Genomic DNA, 16,148 nt, shown 5'->3' on the forward strand with positions numbered 1-16,148 from the left:
GCTCATGCCCAAGGCCACACCGATCAGGCGGACTCGCGCTCCCGGAGCCGCTGGCTGACCACCTGCGTCACGCCGTCACCGCGCATCGACACGCCGTAGAGCGCGTCGGCGATCTCCATCGTGCGCTTGTTGTGGGTGATCACGATGAGCTGCGAGCTCTGCCGCAGCTCCTCGAACAGCCTCAGCAGCCGCTGCGTGTTGGTGTCGTCGAGCGCGGCCTCGACCTCGTCCATCACGTAGAACGGCGACGGCCGCGCCTTGAAGATCGAGATCAGGAACGCCACCGCCGTCAGCGAGCGCTCCCCGCCCGACAGCAGCGACAGCCGCTTGACCTTCTTGCCCGGCGGCCTGGCCTCGACCTCGATGCCGGTGGTCAGCATGTCGGAGGGCTCGGTGAGCACCAGCCGCCCCTCGCCGCCCGGGAAGACCCTGGTGAAGATCTGCTCGAACTCCCTGGCCACGTCCTCGTAGGCCGAGGTGAACATCTGCTCCACCCGGTCGTCGACCTCCTTGACCACGGTCAGCAGGTCGCGCCTGGTCTTCTTGAGGTCCTCCAGCTGCGAGTTGAGGAACGTGTGCCGCTCCTCCAGCGCCGCGAACTCCTCCAGCGCCAGCGGGTTGACCTTGCCCAGCTGGTTCATCTGCCGCTCGGCGGCCCTGGCCCGCTTCTCCTGCTCCTCGCGCACGTACGGGACGGGCGGCTCGCCCGGCACCGGGGCCTCCGGGCCGTATTCGGCGATGAGGGCCTCGGACTCCACGCCGAACTCCTCCAGCGCCCGCTGCTCCATCTGCTCTAGCCGCAGCCGCTGCTCGGTGCGGGCGACCTCGTTGCCGTGCACCCGGTTGACCAGCTTGTCCAGCTCCTGGCCCAGCTCGCGCACCCGTAGGCGGACCTGCTTGAGCTCGGCGTCGACGGCCACCCTGGCCAGGTCGGCCTCGTCGCGCTCCCTGGAGGCCAGCTGGACGGACGCCGAGAGCGCCCCGAGCACCTGCTTGGCGCCCTTGCTGACGGCCTCCGCCACGGCGGCCTGCCGCCTGCGCCTGGCGCGCTGAGCGGCCGCCTGGGCGCGTTCCTCGCGCTCGCGCCTGGCGGCCCGCAGCAGGCCGTCGGCGCGGCCCTCGATGCCCTTGACGCGCTCCTCGGCGGTGCGGACCTGCAGCCGGGTGTCCATCTCGCGCTGCCTGGCGGCCTCGCAGGCGCTCGCCAGATCGTCGCGCAGGTCGGTGGTGGGCTCGGACTCCAGCTCCTGGGCGTATTCGGCCTCGGCCAGGCGGATCTCCAGCTCGGCCAGCTCCTCCAGCCGCTCGGCGCGCCCCTCCTCCGCCCTCGCCACGCTCGCGGCCAGGCGCTCGCCCTCGTCGCGGGCCGCGTTGGCGGCGGCCTCGATCTGGGCCAGCCGCTTGGCCGCCGCCGCGTTGCGCTGGTCGGCCTCCCGCTGGCGGCCCCTGACCTGGTCGAGCGCGCCCTGGGCGGCGCTCACGCCGGCCTGGGCGGTGGTGACGGCCGTCTGTGCCTCGCTGACGTGGGCCTGGGCGGCCTCCAGGGCGGTCTGCGCGGCCTGCTCGCCGGCGATCGCCTCGTCCAGCGCCGTGGCGCTCTCCTCGGCCCTGGCCTCGGCCTCCTCCAGGTCCCTGACGGCCTGGTCGAGCGCCGCCCGCACCTGGAGCACGGAGGTGCCGCCCTCGGACCCGCCGGTGGTCACGTGGGCGCCCACCAGGTCGCCCTGCGTCGTGACGGCACGCAGCCGGGGGTGGCGGTCGACGACGGTGCGGGCCGTCTCCAGGTCGTCCACCACCACGACGTCGGCCAGCACGTGCTCCAGGGCAGGACGCAGGTGGTCGGGCACCGTCACCAGGTCGGCCGCCCACCGGCCACCGCCGGGAGCCGCCGCGCGCGTGCTCTGCCCCCGGCCGGGAGCCGCCGCGCCTCCTTCACCGTCCGTGCCGCCGCCGAGCGCCACCAGGAGGGTGGCCTGGCCCGAGCCCTGGGTGCGGAGCAGCTCCAGGGCCTCCACGGCGGTGTCGAGGGTCTTGACCGCGATCGCCTCGGCGACGGGCCCCAGCACGGCCGCCACCGCGGGCTCGGCCCCGGGCGTCACCTGCATCGAGGCCGCCAGCGGCCCCAGCACCCCGCCCAGGTCGGCCTCCAGCAGCGCCGCCCCGCCGTCGCCCTTGGCCAGCCCCAGCTCCAGCGCGTCACGGCGGGCGGCCAGGGCCGCCACCGAGCGCTGCGTCTCCTGGTCGGTGGCGCGGGCGGTGCCCACGCCCGCCTTGGCGGCCTGCAACGCGGCGCGCGGCGCGTCGAGGCCGGACTTGGCCTCCTCCAAGGCCGCCCGCGCCTCGTCGGCCGCCGCCCTGGCCTCCTCGACCACGGCCTGCGCGGTGGCCAGCTCCTCGGTCAGCGCCGGATCGACGGCCGGCTCCTCCAGCCGCTGGGCCTCCAGGTCCTCCCTGGCCCGCCGCTCGCGCTCGGCCGCGCCGGCCACGGCCTGCTGGAGCCGCCCGATCTCCTCCTCGGCGGCCCGGGCCCGGCTGCGTACGGAATCGACCTGGCCGCGCAGCTTGGCCAGGCCCTCGCGGCGGTCGGCGGCGGCCCTGGCGGCCAGCGCGAGCCGCTGCTCCTCGGCGCTCAGCCCGGCCTCGGCCTCGGCCCGCCGCTGGACGGCCTCCTCCAGCAGCTCCTCCGCCTGCTCCAGCTCGGCCTTGAGGATCAGCTCCCGCTCGCGCACCTCGGCCGCCTCGCGTTCGAGGTCCTCGGGATCGCGGCCGCGGCGCTCGATGGCGGCGGCGTCGAGAGCGTGCCGGTGGCGCTCCGAGGCGAGCTGCTCCAGGCCGGTGATGCGCTCGCGCAGGGACGAGAGCCTGAAGTAGGTCTCCTGGGCGGCCGCCAGCCGCGGCTGGGTCTCGGCCTCGGCGGCCTCCAGCGCCGCCTCGCGCTGCTGCCCCTCCGCCAGCTCGGTCTCGACCTGGTGTCGCCTGGCCGTGATCGCGGCCTCGTCGGCCGCCTCGCGCTCCAGCGTGGCGCGCAGGATGCACACGTCGTCGGCCAGCAGGCGCAGGCGGGCGTCACGCAGGTCGGCCTGGATGACGGCGGCCTTGCGGGCGATCTCCGCCTGGCGGCCCAGCGGTTTGAGCTGGCGGCGCAGCTCGGTGGCGAGGTCTTGGACCCGGGTCAGGTTGGCCTGCATGGCGTCGAGCTTGCGCAGCGCCTTTTCCTTGCGCTTGCGGTGCTTGAGGACGCCCGCGGCCTCTTCGATGAAGGCCCGCCGGTCCTCGGGGCCCGCGTGCAGGACGGCGTCGAGCTGACCCTGCCCGACGATCACGTGCATCTCTCGGCCGATGCCCGAGTCGGACAGCAGCTCCTGGATGTCGAGCAGGCGGCAGGTGTCGCCGTTGATCGCGTATTCGCTCTGCCCCGACCTGAACATCAGCCGGCTGATCGTGACCTCGGTGTAGTCGATCGGCAGCGCGCCGTCGGAGTTGTCGATGGTCAGCGTCACCTCGGCGCGGCCGAGCGGCGGCCGGGAGGAGGTGCCGGCGAAGATCACGTCCTCCATCTTGCCGCCGCGCAGCGACTTGGCGCTGTGCTCGCCCATGACCCAGGCCAGGGCGTCGACGACATTGGACTTGCCGGAGCCGTTGGGACCCACCACACAGGTGATGCCCGGTTCGAACCGCAGGGCGGTCGCGGAGGCGAAGGACTTGAAGCCGCGCAGGGTGAGGGTCTTCAAATACAAGCGCGACCCCCTTCTCCCTGAACGGACTTCGGAAAAGCCTACTGGTCATCACTGCCCCACGTGGGCATCTACAGTCGCGACCACGCTTGACCAGGAATTTCCGTTTTCAGGGCAAATAACAAGGGACGCCTCTCAGAGACGTCCCTGGGTCTTGCGCTCCGATCACTCTCAGGTGAGTGCCGGCTCGCGCTCTTGCATGCGGCTTAGCGCCTCGTCGCGGGTTTGCGCCGCAAGAGCGTCATTGGTGGCCTGAAGTCGGATGAGTTCTGCCTCCAGATCCCGGATACGCTGCTGCAGGCGGCGCATCTCCGAGACCATTCGAGGGTCAGGACCGCCGACGTGGCCGAGTAGAGCCTTCGCCATGGTAAAGGGTCCTCCACGCTGAGTGACCAGACTGGTTCGCGCACTTCTATTCCGCGGGAGGGGTGCGCGTGGTACCTAACAAGAGTCGCACCGGCAGTGTGGGCGGTCAAGTCGAACGAACCGCTGCGCCCTACTGATGGGCACTCCCGACATACAACTATACCCTATTTGGGCGGTTTAACGAAAGCGGCTACCTCTCTACAAAACCGGCCAAACTACCTCGTGGTTCGCTCCAGCGTTCCACTACTCCATCCACCCTGCCCGGCGTGTCGCAACCTCTGAGCAGCTCCAGCAGCTTGACGCACGACTCACGGGGCCCCTCCGCGACCACCTCGACGCGGCCGTCGGTGGTGTTGCGGGCCCACCCGGTCAGGCCGAGCTCCAGCGCCCGCGCCCGGGTCCACCAGCGGAAGCCGACCCCCTGGACCCGGCCCCGCACCCAGGCGGTCAGCCGGGCACTCTCCCCGTCGCTCTCCGGCATCTCGTCTCCTCACGCCACCAGGGCCTCGACCGTGGCCGCCTGCCCGACGGCCGCCTCGTTGAACGCCCGGACGGCGGCCGTCTCCCGGCCCTTGACCCAGGCCAGCCCGAAGATCGACGCGGGCAACCCGGTGACGGGCACGAAGCTGATGTCGGGCCGGCTGTGCTGGGCCGCCGTGGGCGTGCAGAACAGCATGCCACCCCTGTTCAGCGCCACCTGGGTCAGCCCCTCCTGAGTGGTGGCCACCCTGCCCGCCAGCGGGATCGGGCGTCCTGAAGGGGTCACGGAGGGTGCGATCCGCTCCTGCCACGAGCGCGGCGCCGGGCCGTCCAGCCCGATCAGGGGTACGGAGGCCAGCTCCTCCACCCCGATGCCCGCCCGGCCGGCCAGGGGATGGCGGACGGACAGGCCGAGCCGGTGGGAGACGTGGTTCAGGCCCCCGCCCGTCGCCAGGTCGGGCTCGTCCACCGGCAGGAGCGTGAACGCGATGTCCACCTGCCCCGCCCGCAGCCTGCTGAAGGGGTCGGCGAGCGGGATCTCCACCAGCTCGACCGCGCAGCCGGGGTTGCGGCGCTCGAACGCGCGTACGCTGCCCGTGACGACGTCCGTCGGCGTGGCCAGGAACCCGACCCTGAGCACCCCTGTGACCTCGCGGGCGGCCGCCTTGGCCCGGCTCACGGCGCCCGCCAGGCCGTCGTAGGAGGGGCGCAGGTCGGCCAGGAAACGCTCGCCGAGCGGGGTGAGCCGCACCCGCCTGCTCGTCCGGTCGACGAGCCGCCCGCCGATCCTGATCTCCAGGGAGCGCATGAGCTGACTCACGCGGCCGGGCGACAGGTAGAGGCGCTCGGCCGTACGCGCGAAGTGCAGCTCCTCGCTGAGCACGATGAAGCACTCCAGCTCCCTGAACTCCATCCCCGCCTCCGGCTCGATCGCTTAGCTCACCTAAACCAAGCCTTCGGCCTTCGCCATTGTTCCCGCGCGGGGACCGGCAAGAGGCTGGGCCGCATGACCATGACTGACGTTTCCAGCCCCCTACGGGCGCGCTGGCTCGCCGTGACCTCGGTCGCGGTGGGCACCTTCACCGTTGTGACCAGCGAGATGCTGCCGGTCGGCCTGCTGACCTCGATCGCCTCGGACCTCGGGGTGTCGGCGGGCACGGCCGGGCTTTCCATGTCGGCCCCCGGGCTGGTGGCCGCCGTCTCCGCGCCCGCGCTGGCGGTCACCGCGCGCCGGCTCGACCGGCGCGCCCTCCTGCTGGGGCTGATGGCGCTGCTGGCGGTGGCCAACCTGGCCGCCGCGCTCGCGCCGAACCACCCCGTCATGCTGGCCGCCAGGGTGCTGACGGGGGTGAGCATCGGCGGGTTCTGGGCCTTCGCGGCCGGGATCGGGACGCGGCTGGTGCCCGGGCGGTCCGTGGGGCGGGCCACGTCGATCATCCTGGCCGGGGTGTCGGTGGCGTCGGTGCTGGGGGTGCCGGCGGCGACGTTCGTGTCGTCGTTCGCGGGGTGGCGCAGCGCGTTCGCGGCCACGGGGGTGCTGGCGCTCGCCCTGCTGGCGCTGCTGGCGGCCACGCTGCCGCCGTTGAGGCCGCCGTCCGGGCCCGAATTGTCCCCCGCGCCGGAAAAGCGCTTCTCGTGGCTCTCAGGGCCGCTCAAGGTCGTCCTCGTCCTGACCACCCTGACCGTCTCCGGCCACTTCGCGGCCTACACCTACGTACGCCCGTTCCTGGAGCAGGTCTCGCACGCCGGCCCCGCCCTCGTCGGCACGGCGCTCCTCCTGTACGGCGCCGCGGGCGTGGCGGGCAACTTCGCCGCCGGGGCGCGGGCGGCCAGGAGCCCCCGGGCCACGCTGATCGTGCTGGCCACGCTCATGGCGCTGGCCACGGCCGCCCTCGCGCTGACCGGCCTGCCGCCCCTGGCCGCGCTCGTGGTGTGGGGGCTGGGCTACGGCGGCGTCGGCGTGACCCTGCAACTGTGGATCATGCGGGCGGGCGGGGGCGAGCTCGGCACCGCGCTCTTCGTCGGCGCCTTCAACGTCTCCATCGCGCTGGGCGCGTTCGCCGGGGGCCGGATCGTGGACGGCGTGTCGATCTCCGCCGTCATGTGGACGGGTGCCGGGCTCGCGGTGCTCAGCGCGGCCGTCGCTGGCATCTGGGGCAGGAGTAGGACGACCGGTTCATGAACGCCTCGCGCATGATGGCCGTGCCGCAGCGGGAGCAGGGCAGGTCGCGGCGGCCGTACGCTTCCAGCGAGCGCTCGAAGTATCCGCTCTCGCCGTTGACGTTGACGTACAGGCTGTCGAACGACGTGCCCCCCTGCTCCAGCGCCGCCGCCATGACCGTGCGTACGGCGGCGAGCAGCTCGGCCACCTTGGGCCGGGTGAGCGTCTCGGTGGGCCGGGCCCAGTGCAGCCTGGCGATCCACAGGGCCTCGTCGGCGTAGATGTTGCCGACGCCGCTGATCAGGGACTGGTCGAGCAGTGCCCGCTTGATCTCGGTGCGCTTCGCCCTGAGTTTGCGGGTGAACTCGGCCTCGTCGAACACCGCCTCGAACGGGTCGGGCGCGATGTGCGCGATCGGCTCCGGCACGCCGTTCACCAGGGGGCTGAGCATGATGTGGCCGAACGTGCGCTGGTCGATGAAGCGCAGGTCGGGGCCGCCGTCCTCGAAGCGCAGGCGTACCCGCAGGTGTTTCTCCAGCGGCGAGTCGGAGTCCACGACCAGGAGCTGGCCGCTCATCCCCAGGTGGGCCATGAGCGCGTCCTCGCCGCCGGACAGGGGGAGCCACAGGTATTTGCCGCGGCGCTCCGCGGACAGCACCGCGCGGCCCTTCAGCCGCGCGGCGAACTCCTCGGGACCGGGCACGTGACGCCTGATGGCGCGGGGGTGCAGCACCTCCGCGACGGCGATCTCGCGCCCGACCACCCATTGCGCGAGGCCGCGCCTGACGACCTCGACCTCAGGCAGCTCAGGCACTTCGGACCTCGCCCTCTGAAGAACTCTGGGGGAACCTGAATCTCACCTTTTGGACAACGTTCCGCGGCCCTTCCCGCTTCCGGGATCGCGCGTCCCGGGCGGTGCCTCCGTGACCGCCCGGAAGGCCCTTGACGGACACTTCCGGACCGCTGTCTCCGCGGCTTCGCCGGCTGTCCGGCCGAAGGGATCGCGCAGAGTCTCCGGACGGGCGTTCAGCCCGCCGGCTGGCTCTCGCGCTGCTCCCGGCGGGCCCGGATGCGGGTCCACGCCGCCTCGGCCGCCTGCTGCTCGGCCTCTTTCTTGCTGCGGCCGGTGCCGGAGCCGTAGGACTCGCCGCCGACCCGCACCATCGCCGTGAACGACTTGGCGTGGTCGGGCCCGCTCTCCTCGACGTGGTATTCGGGCACGCCGAGCGCCTCGGAGGCGGTCAGCTCCTGCAGCGAGGTCTTCCAGTCGAGCCCGGCGCCGAGCGAGGCGGAGCGCACGATCAGCGGGTCGAACAGCACGTGCACCACCCGGAACGCCTCGTCGAGGCCCTTGTCGACGTAGATCGCGCCGATCAGCGCCTCGAGGGTGTCGGCCAGGATGGAGGACTTGTCGCGCCCGCCGGTGCCCTCCTCGCCCCTGCCCAGCCGCAGGAACCGGCCCAGGCCCAGGTCTCTGGCCACGTCGGCCAGCGCGCGCATGTTGACCACCGCGGCGCGCAGCTTCGCCAGCTGGCCCTCGGGCAGGTCGGGGTGGTTGCGGTAGAGGGTGTCGGTGACCACCAGGCCCAGCACCGAGTCGCCCAGGAACTCCAGGCGCTCGTTGGTGGGCAGGCCACCGTTCTCGTACGCGTAGGAGCGGTGCGTCAGCGCCCGCTCGAGGATGTCGGAGTCCAGGCCGACCGACAGGACCCGCTCCAACTCGTCTCTGGCGACCTCGACGGCCACCGGCTTAGGACCTGCGCCCACGTGCTTCCTCCTCGGACATCTTCACATGGCGCGTCGGCTGCGAATGATGCCCGAAAACGTGGTGGGCGTCGGGGTAACGCGTAGCCCCGGCGTCCACCACGACCGCGGGCGAACCGCGCCGCACGCATCTGAGACGGTAACGCCGACCGAGGCACTTTGGCACCCGGTCGGCATCACGTCAACTGGCGGATCAGGCGGACGGCTCGATGACCTGACGACGGTTGTAGGTGCCGCAGGTGGGGCACGCGATGTGCGGCTGCTTGGGCGAACGGCACTGCGGGCAGCTCACCAGGGCGACAGCAGTCGTCTTCCACTGGGAGCGACGGGCGCGGGTGTTGCTCCGCGACATCTTTCGCTTCGGGACGGCCACGTCACTTCTCCTGATCGTTATCTTTGTCGGAAATCAGACCCTGCAACGACGCCCAGCGGGCGTCGATCTTCTCGTGCCGGTGGGCTTCGCCGGCCTCGGCCAGCTTGACCCCGCATTCCGTGCAGAGCCCCGCGCATTCCTCGCGGCACACGGGACTCAGCGGCAGTGCCAGCACCACCGCGTCGCGGAACGTCGGCTCGAGGTCGAGCAGCTCACCGTCGAGCAGTGAGTCCTCCTCCGAGGCGTCCTCGTCGGAGTAGAAGAACAGCTCCTGCAGGTCGACCTCGATCTCCGAGGTGACCGGGTCGAGACACCGCGCGCACTCCCCGGCGAGCGGGGCCTGCGCCGTGCCTGACACGAGCACGCCTTCCATCACTGCTTCGAGCCGGAGATCCAGCTCGACTTCGGCGTCCTTGGGGACACCGATCATGTCGACGCCGAGATCCGCCGGTGCCGGGAGGGTCAGGGTCATCTGCCGCATCGTCCCCGGCCGCTTTCCCAGGTCGTGGGTCGAGATCACCCAAGGGGAGCGGGGGTCGAGGTGCTGAGTCATCCTGCTCTCGCTAGGCATGGCGAAAACGATCGCCGTCTTACAAGGCCGAAATGAAAGGATAGCAGGTCGCGCTCAGCCCCTGAGCCGCTCGATGAGCAGCTTGTGGACGAGATCGGGCACGAGGCCCGAGACGTCCCCACCGTATCGGGCGATCTCTTTCACCCGGGAGGAGGAGAGGAACGAGTATTCGGGGTTCGTGGGCATGAACAGCGTCTCCACCCCGGACAGGCGGTAGTTGAGCTGCGCCATCTGCAGCTCGTAGTCGAAGTCGCTGACCACCCTGATGCCCTTGACGATGGCGGGGATGCCGTTCTGCCTGCAGAAATCGACCAGCAGGCCGTGGAACTTCCGGACCTTGACGTTCGGAAATTCCTTGGTCACGGTCTGCAGGATCTCGATCCGTTCGTCCACCGTGAACAAGCTGCTCTTCTCGACGTTGATGAGGACTGCCACGGTCACCTCGTCGTACAGCCGTGCTGATCGGCCGATGATGTCGAGGTGGCCATTGGTGATGGGGTCGAACGACCCCGGGCAGACTACGCGGCGCAAGACGCCTCCCAGGTCTACGGGTTCCCGGCGGCGCGACCGTACCAAACGGACGCTTCGCCATATCGACGGACCCTCTCCTCAACGTACCCTTCAGGCCACATCAGCGGCTTTCCCCTGGTTTCCCTCTCGAATGCCACCAAGCCCCCATCAACCAGCCACCCGTTGTCCCGCAGCAGCTCAAGCGCCCTCTGGACCTCGTCGTCGGACACGGCGTAGGGCGGATCGGCGAAAACGATGTCGTACGGCGCGTCGGGCGCCTTCCCGAGCATCCGCTCGACCTTGTCGGCCACCACGCGGGCGCCTTCGAGGGCGAGCGACTGGACGTTGGCCTTGATCGTGCGGACCGCCTTGGGGTCGGACTCGACCAGCACGGCCTCGGCCGCGCCACGGGACAGCGCCTCCAGGCCGATCGCGCCCGAGCCGGCGTACAGGTCGAGGACGCGGGTCTCGTGGAGTCCGTACAGTGAGTCGAGCGTCAAGAAGATGCCTTCTCGCGCCCTGTCGCTGGTAGGTCTCGTGCCGCGCCCAGGTGGCACGGCCAACCGCCGCCCACCCGCCGTGCCTGCGATGATCCGCGTCATGTGACCCATTGTTCCGCATGTTCGCGCAGGTCAAGAGTGGACAAGTGTCTGCCTCGACTACGCAAGGGTGATTCACATCGGGCCGGTGGGCCCGCATGATGAGTCTGCGGCCTTCAAGGTGACCCACATGAAGGCCGACCGGCGTGATCGTGAGCCCTTCCGCACGCCGGTTCCCTCGGCACCTGACCCGAGGGTGGGCCCAGCCGGGGACGGCATTCGGGGGGAGGCCGTCCCCGCGGCTGGGGCCCATTTTTCTTTGGCGAGCCCACCTTGACCGGCCCCGCACCCGCCGCGAGGTCCCGGCGCTCCGCCGCGCCCGTCAGGTCTTCTCCAGGTATTCCGCCCGCTCGTCCTCCAGCAGCCGGTCGATCTCCGCCCGCAGTCCCGCGTTCCCGGTCAGCTCCGGGTCCTCGGCCAGGAGCTCCGCCGCCTCGTCCCGGGCCGTGGCGATCACGTCCTCGTCGCGGAGGAGCTGCAGCAGCTTCAACGACGACCGCTTGCCCGACTGCGCCGCCCCCAGCACGTCGCCCTCGCGCCGCTGCTCCAGGTCCACCCGCGACAGCTCGAACCCGTCCAGCGTGGCGGCCACCGCGTCGAGGCGGGCCCGGGCCGGGGTGCCCTCGGGGAAGTCGGAGACCAGGAGGCAGAGGCCGGGCAGGCCGCCGCGGCCCACGCGGCCGCGGAGCTGGTGGAGCTGGGAGACCCCGAAGCGGTCGGCGTCCATGATGATCATCACGGAGGAGTTGGGGACGTCCACGCCGACCTCGATGACCGTCGTGGCCACCAGGACGTCGAGCTCGCCCCGCGTGAACGAGCGCATGATCGCGTCCTTCTCCTCCGGCGGGAGCTTGCCGTGCAGCGTGCCCACCCGCAGGTCGTGGAAGGGGCCCTGGGTCAGCAGGTCGGCCACGTCGAGGACGGCCAGCGGCGGCCTGCGCTCCTCGCCCGCCGTCGTCTCCGAGGCCGCCGCCAGGTCTCCCTCGTCACCCTCCAGGTCGCCGATGCGGGGACACACGATGTACGCCTGCCGGCCCAGCGCCACCTCCTCCCTGACCCGCTGCCAGGTGCGCTCCAGGTAGTGAGGCTTCTCGGCGGCCGGGACGACGTGGGTGGTGATGGGCGCGCGGCCCGACGGGAGCTGGGACAGCGTCGAGACCTCCAGGTCGCCGAACACCGTCATGGCGACCGTGCGCGGGATCGGGGTGGCGGTCATGACCAGGACGTGCGGCCGGCCCCCGCCCGCCTTCTCGCGCAGCGCGTCACGCTGCTCCACCCCGAACCGGTGCTGCTCGTCCACCACGACCAGCCCCAGGTCGGCGAACTGCACGTGCTCCTGCAGCAGCGCGTGCGTGCCGACGACGATGCCCGCGGTGCCCGAGGCCGCGTCGAGCAGGGCCGAGCGGCGGGCCGCGGCGCCCATCGAGCCGGTCAGCAGCGTGACCGCCGTGCCCCCGAACATGCCTCCCTGGGCCAGGTCGCCCAGCATGTTCGCGATCGAGCGGTGGTGCTGCTGGGCCAGCACCTCCGTGGGCGCCAGCAGCGCCGCCTGCCCTCCGGCGTCGACCACCTGGAGCATCGCGCGCAGCGCCACCACCGTCTTGCCCGCGCCGACCTCGCCCTGCAGCAGCCGGTGCATCGGGTGCTCGAGAGCCAGGTCTGCGGCGATCTCCTCGCCCACCTGCGCCTGCCCCTCGGTCAGCGAGAACGGCAGGCGCGTGTCGAACTCGGCCAGCATCCCGTCGGAGCGCCGGGGACGGGCCTTGGCGGGCCAGGCGGTGGCGGCCTGGCGGCGCTGGAGCAGCACGGCCTGCAGCACGAACGCCTCGTCGAACTTCAGCCGCCGCCGCGCCCGCCCCACCTCCGCGAACTCCTTCGGCCGGTGGATGGCCACCAGCGCCTCACCCAGGTCCTGCAGCCCGTGGCGGGCCCGCAGGTCCGCGGGGAGCGGATCGTCCAGGGGCCCGAGCGTGTCGAGCACGACGCCGACCGCGCGCCTGATCGCCCACGGCGTCAGGTCCTTGCCCGCCGGGTAGATCGGCACCGGCGCCGACGCGAACTCCTCCGCGCTCGCCTCGCTCTCCTCGAACAGCTCGAACTCCGGGTGCGCGAGCTGCCAGCGCGGGCTGGTGCGCGACCCGAACAGCCCCACCTTCCCGGCGAACATCCCGCGCCGCCCCGGCTTGAGCCGCGACTCGGCCACGTGGGAGCCCTTGCCGAAGAACGACAGGTAGATCTTGTTGCGGTTGCCGTCGACGACCTCGACCTCCAGCCAGGTGCCGCCGCGGTTGCGCATGGGTTTGCGCATGAGCCTGGTGACCTCGCCGACCACGGTGACGTGCTCGTCGACCTCCAGCGCGTCCAGCGAGGTCAGCTCGCCGCGCTCGGCGTAGCGCCGCGGGTAGTGGCGCAGCAGGTCGCCGACCGTCTCCAGGTCGAGCACGCTGTGCAGCAGCTTGGCGGTCTTCGGGTCGAGCGCCTTCGTCAGAGGCTCGTCGAAACGGCTCACGGCAATAAGTTCTACCGCCTGCGGCCGACAGGAATCCCCGATGACGCCGCCGGTGTCGCTCGGGGTCGCCGAAGAGCGGGTGGCGGCGGCTCAGGAGCCACGGCTCATGGGGGTGGGCGCCGTCACTCCACGCCGATCAGGAGCGGGTAGCCGCCCTGCTCGCCGTCGTACACGACCAGGTCCACGTCCGGCCGCGTACGCCCGAGGTGCTCCTCCACGAGACCCGCGAGCCCCTCCGGGGCCTTCACCCCCGTGACCAGCGTGACCATCTCGCCCCCGCCCGCCAGCATCCGGTCCACCACCGTGACGGCCACGCCCTCGACCGACCCGCCGATCAGCGCCACGTCCCCGTCGATCATGCCCAGCACGTCACCCGGCCGGCACACCCCGACGCTCGTGAACGCCGCCCTGTCGGTCACCGTCACATGCCCGTACCGCGTGTGCCCGGCCGCGTCCGTCATCGCCACCACGTCGTCGTCGAAGCGGCGCAGCGGGTCGTGTACGGCCAGGGCGGCCAGGCCCTGCACGGTCGCCTTCGTGGGCAGCACGCTGACCGCCACCCCGTCCTCGCGGGCGACCTCCGCCGCCGCGGCGGCGACCGAACGGACGCCCTCGTCGTTCGGCAGGACCGCGACCTCGGTGCCCGCCTGCCTGATCGCGACCAGCATGGCGGGGAGCGTGGGACTGGTGCCGGGCGCGCGCCGTACGACGACCGCGCCGCACTCCTCGAACAGCGCCGCGATCCCGTCCCCCGCGGCCACCGCCACCACGCCCCGGCCCGCGCTCGCCCGGTGGGTGCGCTCGGCCAGGTACGTGATCCTGATCCGGTGCGGCCGGCCCGCCCGGATCCCCGCCTCGACGGCCGGACCCGCCTCGGGGACGTGGACGTGCACGTTCCACAGCCCCTCGCCGCCGACCACGACCAGCGAGTCGCCCATGGCGTCGAGCTCCTCGCGCAGCCCCGCCACCGCCCGGTCGTCGGCGTCCAGCAGGTACATCACCTCGTAACCCGCCCCGACCTCGGTCATCGGCGAGACCCGCGCGGTCGGCGCGGGCACGTCGTAGTGGCCGACGCCGGAGCCGGTGATCACCGCGGCCAGGGTCTCCAGCACGATCGCCGCCCCGGCGCCGCCCGCGTCCACGACGCCGCTGCGGGCCAGCACCTCCAGCTGGTCGGGCGTACGGCGCAGGGCCGCCCGCGCCTCCCCCGCCGCCTGCCGCGCCACCTCGGGCAGGTCGCCCTCCACTCCCTGCACGGCCCGCGCCGCCGACTCCAGCACGCTCAGCACCGTGCCCTCGACCGGCCTGGCGACGGCCTCCCTGGCCAGCAGCGCCGCCCTGAGCAGCCCGGCCCGCAGGTCCTGGCCGTCCTTCAGCACCTCGGCGAGGCCGCGCAGCGCCTGGCTGACGATCACCCCGGAGTTGCCGCGCGCGCCCACCAGCGCCCCGTACGAGAGCGTCTGCCACACCACGGCGACGTCCACGTCCTCGGGCAGCGACTCGACGGCCTCGGCCGCGGACAGCATGGTCAGGTGCAGGTTGGTGCCGGTGTCGCCGTCGGCCACCGGGAAGACGTTGAGTGCGTCGATCTCCGTCCTGGCCTGGCCGAGCGCGTCGGCGGCCAGGCGGGCCCAGCGCCGCACGGCGGGTGGGTCGAGGATCTTCATCTGCGCCCTCCGACTGTCTCCCCGACCGAACCGGGCCAACCGGGCCGACCGAACTCCAGCCCCGGATGCGCTACCGTTGTCCGAGGAGGATATCCCCGCTCGGGGCCCGGTCCAGGTGCTCTGGTTCGCGCCCATCGGGGTGGATCAGATATTCTCGTCTGGCTGGCCGGTTGTCCCGGCATGCCCTCCGCCCGGAAAGCATCAGCGGACAGGGCTACATCGACTGTTTTAAGGAGCGATACCGTGGCTTCCGTCTGCGATGTCTGCCGCAAGGGGCCGACCTTCGGCAACAACGTTTCCCACTCGCACCGCCGCACCCGCCGTCGTTGGAACCCCAACATCCAGACGGTTCGCGCGGTCGTCGGCGGCACGCCGAAGAAGCTGAACGTGTGCACCTCGTGCATCAAGGCGGGCAAGGTCACCCGCTAGTTCTCACTTCCACGAAGGCCCGCCTCCCCCTAGGGAGTAGCGGGCCTTCGTCATGCCCGGAGGCTCCTCCCTCCCCCACCGGATTCCGGTAAAGGTCCTTGGGCAGCAGGGACGGCCGATGGACCACGAGCGGCCAAAGCCCCTGCTGCTGACCGTGGTGGGCCGGGGCCGTCGGGGTCAGCGCCAGCGCCAGGCGTGGTCCACCGGGCCGATGCCGGCGCCCAGGGGGAAGCCTCTGGCGATCGCGCCCGTCACGTACTCCTTGGCCTTGCCCACCGCCTCCGGCACGTCGTCGCCCTGGGCGAGACGGGAGGCGATGGCCGAGGCGAGCGTGCAACCCGTGCCGTGGGTGTGGCGGTTGTCGAGGCGGTCGGCGGCGAAGCGGTATTCGCTGGTGCCGTCCGTGAGCAGGTCGACCGGCGGTCCCGGCAGGTGCCCGCCCTTGATGAGCGCCCACGCGGGCCCCAGCTCCAGCACGGCGTCCGCGGCCCGCCTCAGGTCGTCCTCGCCCTCCACCTTCACCGACGTGAGCTGCTCGACCTCCCACAGGTTCGGCGTCACCACGGTGGCCAGGGGCAGCAGGCGGGTCCGTACGGTCTCGACGGCCTCGGGCGCGAGCAGCGAGTCACCGTGCTTGGACACCCCGACCGGGTCCACGACCAGCGGAGCCGCGTACGAGGCCAGCACGTCGGCGACCGTCTCCACGAGCGCGGGCGAGGCCAGCATGCCGGTCTTCACCGCCTGCGCGCCGATGTCGCCGAGCACCGAGTCGAGCTGCGCGCGCACGGCCTCGGGCGGCAGCTCCCAGTAGCCCTGGACGCCCAGCGAGTTCTGCGCCGTCACCGCGGCGATGACGCTCATGCCGTGGACACCCATGGCCAGCATGGTCTTCAGATCAGCCTGGATGCCCGCGCCGCCCCCTGAGTCGGAGCCGGCGACGGTCAGCACGCGTGGAGGGGTCGAAACCGTCATGTACCCCATCCAA

The 16,148-nt window shown here is 71.9% G+C and carries 15 protein-coding genes; 2 read left to right on the forward strand and 13 right to left on the reverse strand.

Annotated elements, in window-relative coordinates:
- Positions 1-23: 23 nt before the first annotated feature.
- The 4 genes from smc to ACBJ59_RS18040 form a co-directional block, all read right to left on the reverse strand.
- Positions 24-3,737 (reverse strand): chromosome segregation protein SMC, encoded by a 3,714-nt coding sequence (smc, locus tag ACBJ59_RS18025; RefSeq protein WP_375111361.1) that lies wholly within the window; start codon positions 3,735-3,737, stop codon positions 24-26.
- 168 nt (positions 3,738-3,905) lie between these two features.
- Positions 3,906-4,100: a hypothetical protein gene (locus tag ACBJ59_RS18030; RefSeq protein ID WP_090938435.1), complete on the reverse strand. Its 195-nt coding sequence runs from the start codon at positions 4,098-4,100 to the stop codon at positions 3,906-3,908.
- 190 nt (positions 4,101-4,290) lie between these two features.
- Positions 4,291-4,581: an acylphosphatase gene (locus ACBJ59_RS18035; RefSeq protein WP_364117990.1), complete on the reverse strand. Its 291-nt coding sequence runs from the start codon at positions 4,579-4,581 to the stop codon at positions 4,291-4,293.
- Between the two features lie 9 nt (positions 4,582-4,590).
- Positions 4,591-5,493: a LysR family transcriptional regulator gene (locus ACBJ59_RS18040; RefSeq protein WP_375111362.1), complete on the reverse strand. Its 903-nt coding sequence runs from the start codon at positions 5,491-5,493 to the stop codon at positions 4,591-4,593.
- Positions 5,494-5,586: 93 nt separating this feature from the next.
- On the opposite strand from ACBJ59_RS18040, the gene ACBJ59_RS18045 reads away from it, so the two are divergent.
- Entirely contained in the window at positions 5,587-6,762 is a 1,176-nt protein-coding gene (locus tag ACBJ59_RS18045) for an MFS transporter (RefSeq protein WP_375111363.1), read from the forward strand.
- Here the strand turns inward: ACBJ59_RS18045 and mutM are convergent.
- The 8 genes from mutM to ACBJ59_RS18085 form a co-directional block, all read right to left on the reverse strand.
- Positions 6,710-7,555, reverse strand: a complete 846-nt coding sequence (mutM, locus tag ACBJ59_RS18050) for a bifunctional DNA-formamidopyrimidine glycosylase/DNA-(apurinic or apyrimidinic site) lyase (RefSeq protein ID WP_375111364.1) — start codon at positions 7,553-7,555, stop codon at positions 6,710-6,712. The two genes, ACBJ59_RS18045 and mutM, sit on opposite strands and share 53 nt — an antisense overlap.
- A 212-nt stretch (positions 7,556-7,767) precedes the next feature.
- Positions 7,768-8,487, reverse strand: coding sequence for a ribonuclease III (gene rnc, locus ACBJ59_RS18055; RefSeq protein WP_364118032.1), 720 nt, complete (start codon positions 8,485-8,487; stop codon positions 7,768-7,770).
- Positions 8,488-8,698: 211 nt separating this feature from the next.
- Positions 8,699-8,878: a 50S ribosomal protein L32 gene (rpmF, locus tag ACBJ59_RS18060; protein WP_033409409.1), complete on the reverse strand. Its 180-nt coding sequence runs from the start codon at positions 8,876-8,878 to the stop codon at positions 8,699-8,701.
- A 1-nt stretch (position 8,879) separates the two neighbouring features.
- Positions 8,880-9,449: a DUF177 domain-containing protein gene (locus ACBJ59_RS18065; RefSeq protein WP_375111365.1), complete on the reverse strand. Its 570-nt coding sequence runs from the start codon at positions 9,447-9,449 to the stop codon at positions 8,880-8,882.
- 54 nt (positions 9,450-9,503) lie between these two features.
- Entirely contained in the window at positions 9,504-9,980 is a 477-nt protein-coding gene (gene coaD, locus ACBJ59_RS18070; RefSeq protein ID WP_364117981.1) for a pantetheine-phosphate adenylyltransferase, read from the reverse strand.
- A 14-nt stretch (positions 9,981-9,994) separates the two neighbouring features.
- Complete coding sequence (gene rsmD / locus ACBJ59_RS18075; RefSeq protein WP_375111366.1) at positions 9,995-10,561, reverse strand: 16S rRNA (guanine(966)-N(2))-methyltransferase RsmD; 567 nt, start codon at positions 10,559-10,561, stop codon at positions 9,995-9,997.
- A 319-nt stretch (positions 10,562-10,880) separates the two neighbouring features.
- The gene (gene recG, locus ACBJ59_RS18080) at positions 10,881-13,067 is read right to left on the reverse strand and encodes an ATP-dependent DNA helicase RecG (RefSeq protein ID WP_375111367.1); all 2,187 of its coding nucleotides are present in this window, start codon (positions 13,065-13,067) and stop codon (positions 10,881-10,883) included.
- 122 nt (positions 13,068-13,189) lie between these two features.
- Positions 13,190-14,734, reverse strand: a complete 1,545-nt coding sequence (locus tag ACBJ59_RS18085; RefSeq protein WP_375111368.1) for a DAK2 domain-containing protein — start codon at positions 14,732-14,734, stop codon at positions 13,190-13,192.
- Positions 14,735-14,977: 243 nt separating this feature from the next.
- On the opposite strand from ACBJ59_RS18085, the gene rpmB reads away from it, so the two are divergent.
- Positions 14,978-15,163 carry a 50S ribosomal protein L28 gene (rpmB, locus tag ACBJ59_RS18090; protein WP_043618345.1) on the forward strand — a complete coding sequence of 62 codons (186 nt, stop codon included), beginning with the start codon at positions 14,978-14,980 and terminating at the stop codon, positions 15,161-15,163.
- Positions 15,164-15,340: 177 nt separating this feature from the next.
- Here the strand turns inward: rpmB and thiD are convergent, their stop codons facing one another.
- On the reverse strand, positions 15,341-16,144 hold the full coding sequence (gene thiD, locus ACBJ59_RS18095; protein WP_375111369.1) for a bifunctional hydroxymethylpyrimidine kinase/phosphomethylpyrimidine kinase: 804 nt from the start codon (positions 16,142-16,144) through the stop codon (positions 15,341-15,343).
- Between the last annotated feature and the right edge of the window lie 4 nt (positions 16,145-16,148).

The sequence above is a fragment of the Nonomuraea sp. MTCD27 genome (assembly GCF_041950495.1).
Taxonomy (GTDB): Bacteria; Actinomycetota; Actinomycetes; order Streptosporangiales; family Streptosporangiaceae; genus Nonomuraea.

Bases quoted from the DNA above. Each gene is read 5' to 3' on its own strand.
- ACBJ59_RS18065 (WP_375111365.1), bottom strand. From the start codon at position 9,449: ATGCCTAGCGAGAGCAGGATGACTCAGCACCTCGACCCCCGCTCCCCT.
- ACBJ59_RS18085 (WP_375111368.1), bottom strand. From the start codon at position 14,734: ATGAAGATCCTCGACCCACCCGCCGTGCGGCGCTGGGCCCGCCTGGCC.
- ACBJ59_RS18030 (WP_090938435.1), bottom strand. From the start codon at position 4,100: ATGGCGAAGGCTCTACTCGGCCACGTCGGCGGTCCTGACCCTCGAATG.
- rsmD (WP_375111366.1), bottom strand. From the start codon at position 10,561: ATGACGCGGATCATCGCAGGCACGGCGGGTGGGCGGCGGTTGGCCGTG.
- ACBJ59_RS18040 (WP_375111362.1), bottom strand. From the start codon at position 5,493: ATGGAGTTCAGGGAGCTGGAGTGCTTCATCGTGCTCAGCGAGGAGCTG.
- ACBJ59_RS18035 (WP_364117990.1), bottom strand. From the start codon at position 4,581: ATGCCGGAGAGCGACGGGGAGAGTGCCCGGCTGACCGCCTGGGTGCGG.
- ACBJ59_RS18045 (WP_375111363.1), top strand. From the start codon at position 5,587: ATGACCATGACTGACGTTTCCAGCCCCCTACGGGCGCGCTGGCTCGCC.
- thiD (WP_375111369.1), bottom strand. From the start codon at position 16,144: ATGGGGTACATGACGGTTTCGACCCCTCCACGCGTGCTGACCGTCGCC.